This window comes from Legionella sp. ST3F1 (assembly GCF_048553315.1).
GTDB classification, from domain to species: Bacteria; Pseudomonadota; Gammaproteobacteria; order Legionellales; family Legionellaceae; genus Tatlockia; species Tatlockia donaldsonii.
Map to the genome: position 1 here is coordinate 1 of NZ_JBLZIO010000038.1, position 3,390 is coordinate 3,390.

Consider the following 3,390-nt stretch of genomic DNA (forward strand, 5'->3'; position numbering starts at 1 on the left):
GATTGTTGCATGCAAGATTTAAGCCCTGCCCCCATTTGTGCATTTGTGTAGCTTTTATATTTTTTGCAACGAAGCCGGAAGACCTGACCCTGGGGTGTATTACTGTGTTGGTGAAACGCGTGATTTGCTTAACCTAAGTAGCTTATTAGATAAATGTATTATATGTTGACTTAATGGTATAATATTTGTCCATTAGGATCCATCTCGTCTCATATTTATGAATTATGATCGTCTGCAAGCTAAGATAAATCATTATCTGGATATTTTTGGTTATGGGTATATTTCTGAGCAGAAATTGAAACATATTGCTGCAAAATTACCTTCGTTAAAATCAGCTTATTTAGATTTAAAAAGAGGTGCTGAACTTACAGTGGCGCTCCATTCTGGCAATGTAGAAGCAATTGCTCGCCTAACTGATCTTATAAAATTAGGAGGGCAAATAACTAAATTAGAGCAGTTAGCTAGTAATGCAAGTAGAGGTTTAATTCAATTTCAAAGTTATAGACCTGTCACCAAAAACCCTTTGCCACTAGGAGCACCACTACAAAAAGCCAATTCTGAGCCTTCTCCCTTGATGCAACTCCCTAATGAATTGCTAATGAGAATTTTCCAGAATTTATCTTTTTACGAAAAACAAAGTAATCGCCTTTTATCCAAACGCATTCATAATGTTATTGAGAGTTGTTATATTGAAGAGAACGTCTTAGTATTTCCTATCAAAGATAAAAAAATTGTATTTTTTCTTGATCCCATTAACATCAATGGTTCCCTCACCGTAAATGATTATTTTAAATATATAAATAATGGTTGTGTACCCAATAATGGCGTTATAGTTTTTGAAAGGTATTTACAAGGTTTAGTTAATAAAGATGTTGAAAAAAGGATGATGTATCCTTATAGCCTGGCATCCGCATTTTCTTTTATTGCTTCGATGATCAATTCCCTTGTACATTATCAAAATTCCAATGTTCTCAAAAGTTTTTTTAATCAGAATAATTTAACAATTTTATTGATTTTTGTAGTTATTTTGCTAGCTCTAAATTTCAGAACAAATCAATTAAAACAACAAGCTCCTCTAAAATATGGAAGTTTTTTTAACCCGAGCCCACAAAGCATGAGAGGTTTTAAGGAATTAATGCCCAGTGTCGGTCTAACTACTGCGGAAGAAAGAGAATTAGCTCAAGATTTCGGTCAGCCGAATGTTAGGCCTCAAGAATTGGTAGTCAGTAGCCCATAAGATTTGTACATTCGCGTAGCTCGGTGTGTAAGCGCAGCAGGTATCTCAAAAACAGTAAACGTCGGGCCCTTGGCCCGACACCTATCTTGAACGAAGCAAGGAATTCGGCTTCGTTGCAAAAAATATAAAAGCTACAAAAACACAAAATCAGGGCGTAGTTTAGCCATACAGATGAAACAACTGGTTAATAAATGACACTTCATTACAACCATCCAAATATTAAATTGCCCTTTTTTAAACATACGCATGACTTCAAACCCTTTAATAGTGGCATAAGCTGTTTTCATAGATTGGACTCTTGCAGGATTAATAAGCCGCTTGAGTTTGCCGTGATCTGATTCAAGTCGGTTATTACGGTATTTAATTTGGTGATGTTCAACTCGTTGAGATAGATTCCCTTCCTGTTTCAATTGTCTAATCGCTTGATTGTAGGCTGGGTTTTTATTTTTTTTTGAGGATGATGTAGCAATCTACTCAATAGGGCTTAGAACGGCATCGTCAATTTAACTTTAGGGTTAGACTAAGCTCAATTTAGGTGGTGAAAAGATGTTGGAGCAAAATCCGAAAAGATATCGTTATCCTTTAGAGATAATCAGCATTGCGGTATGGAGCTATCACCGGTTTAATGACAGCTACCGAGATGTTTCAGAGCGGCTTCTGTATCGAGGAATTGAAGTGAGCTATGAGACAGTCCGTCAATGGTGTATTAAATTTGGTCCTCATTTTAGGCATGGGATTAAGAAGCGGGAGCCAAGGCCATCCGATAAATGGTATTTGGATGAGCAGAAACTGCGCATTAATGGCAAGATTTATTACTTACGGTGCGCGGTGGATGAGAAGGGTTTTGAGCTGGATGTGTTGCTGCAGAAGCGCGCGTAACAAAAAGGCAGCCATCCGCTTTCTGGCGCGCCTCCTGAATTCCCACGGTAACCCCCCCACAAAATAATTGTGCTATTAATGAAATGTATGTATAATATTTTGGCAATTTATTGGGGTAAAAAGATGAAAGATCGTTTTGAGCGAAGTGAAGTTGTTAAAGTTTCAGAACTGGAACGAATTAATCAACTTATCAATGATAATCCAAATGATTTACTATTTGATCATACCCATGGTTTATCCAATCTAGTTATTAAGACACAAGATCGAAATCAAAACAGCAAATATATTCTGGTAAGTGAATTTCTTGGTTCTGGAGATAATGGGTCCGCATATATTGCTCATCCTTTAATGCTCAATAATGGTCAATACGAGATTGGAACAGAAGAAAGGATCGTGAAAAAAATTGATGGTAATAATTTTTTTGGAATAATGAAACAATATTGCGGGAAGTTATGCCAAAGGCAATGGCAATATGTGCTTGATTTTCTAGACGAAAATTCCACATTTTGTACCATACCTCAAAAAAACCTTCATTTTATTGAAATGGTCAAGATCCCTGGAAGCTCTCTCAAGGGAGTGTCTGGATTAAGGAGTAAATCAATACAAGAGCGAGTGGCTGTTTTTTGCCAACTGTTTGAGCAATTAAGTGTAATGCATGGAAAAGGGATAGCTCATAAAGACATGACTGACGGTAATATTATGTATGACAACAAAACAAATTGCGCCAGGCTATTTGATTTTGATCGAACGGGTACTTCAGATAAAGAATCGTATAAAACCATCACTGGACTTCAGACTTTTCCAGGTTTTGGAAAGGACATCGTCAGTCTGTGCGAAATCATGTTACGATATCTTCATCCTGATCGTTATACTCACTGCTTTGAAAGCAAAGAGGAAGAAGAGATTTATAATTTTTTTCACAGCGTCATAAAAACAAATTACGATTTTGCTGAAGGAAAATCTCAAACTCATTACACAGCAGAGTCCATTTGTAACGCTCTAAAAGACAAACTTTACAACATGACTAAAGATGCTAACGAAAGGGTTCAATCTGTATCAACCATTCAAACTTTGCATCGATTTTGGAAGTTCTCCCCAGATAAAGCTCAAGAATTGGATGCTAACATCAATTTTTCTATCTAAGTCTTTGAAGAGAAAGTTTGCTGGACTTAATAAAAATGAACATCCAAGGGATGGAAAATCTTATCTAGGTGAGTAGACCAGCGGAACCTCCCCGCCAGCCTCTCTCAGAACCGGACGTGAACCTCTCGATT

At 36.9% G+C, this 3,390-nt stretch carries 3 protein-coding genes and 1 pseudogene; 3 read left to right on the forward strand and 1 reads right to left on the reverse strand.

Translation table 11 applies throughout. The annotated features are described in order from the left end of the window. The first annotated feature begins 217 nt into the window (after window positions 1–217). Window positions 218–1,237 (forward strand): F-box protein, encoded by a 1,020-nt coding sequence (locus ACN4Z1_RS15785; protein WP_228364001.1) that lies wholly within the window; start codon window positions 218–220, stop codon window positions 1,235–1,237. Window positions 1,238–1,368: 131 nt separating this feature from the next. Here ACN4Z1_RS15785 and ACN4Z1_RS15790 read toward each other — a convergent pair. Then, window positions 1,369–1,683, reverse strand: a pseudogene (locus ACN4Z1_RS15790) (DDE-type integrase/transposase/recombinase); the annotation flags it as partial. Window positions 1,684–1,783: 100 nt separating this feature from the next. On the opposite strand from ACN4Z1_RS15790, the gene ACN4Z1_RS15795 reads away from it, so the two are divergent. Continuing rightward, complete coding sequence (locus tag ACN4Z1_RS15795; protein WP_228364002.1) at window positions 1,784–2,116, forward strand: hypothetical protein; 333 nt, start codon at window positions 1,784–1,786, stop codon at window positions 2,114–2,116. Window positions 2,117–2,239: 123 nt separating this feature from the next. Beyond that, window positions 2,240–3,259, forward strand: a complete 1,020-nt coding sequence (locus tag ACN4Z1_RS15800) for a hypothetical protein (protein ID WP_228364003.1) — start codon at window positions 2,240–2,242, stop codon at window positions 3,257–3,259. Window positions 3,260–3,390: the final 131 nt, after the last annotated feature.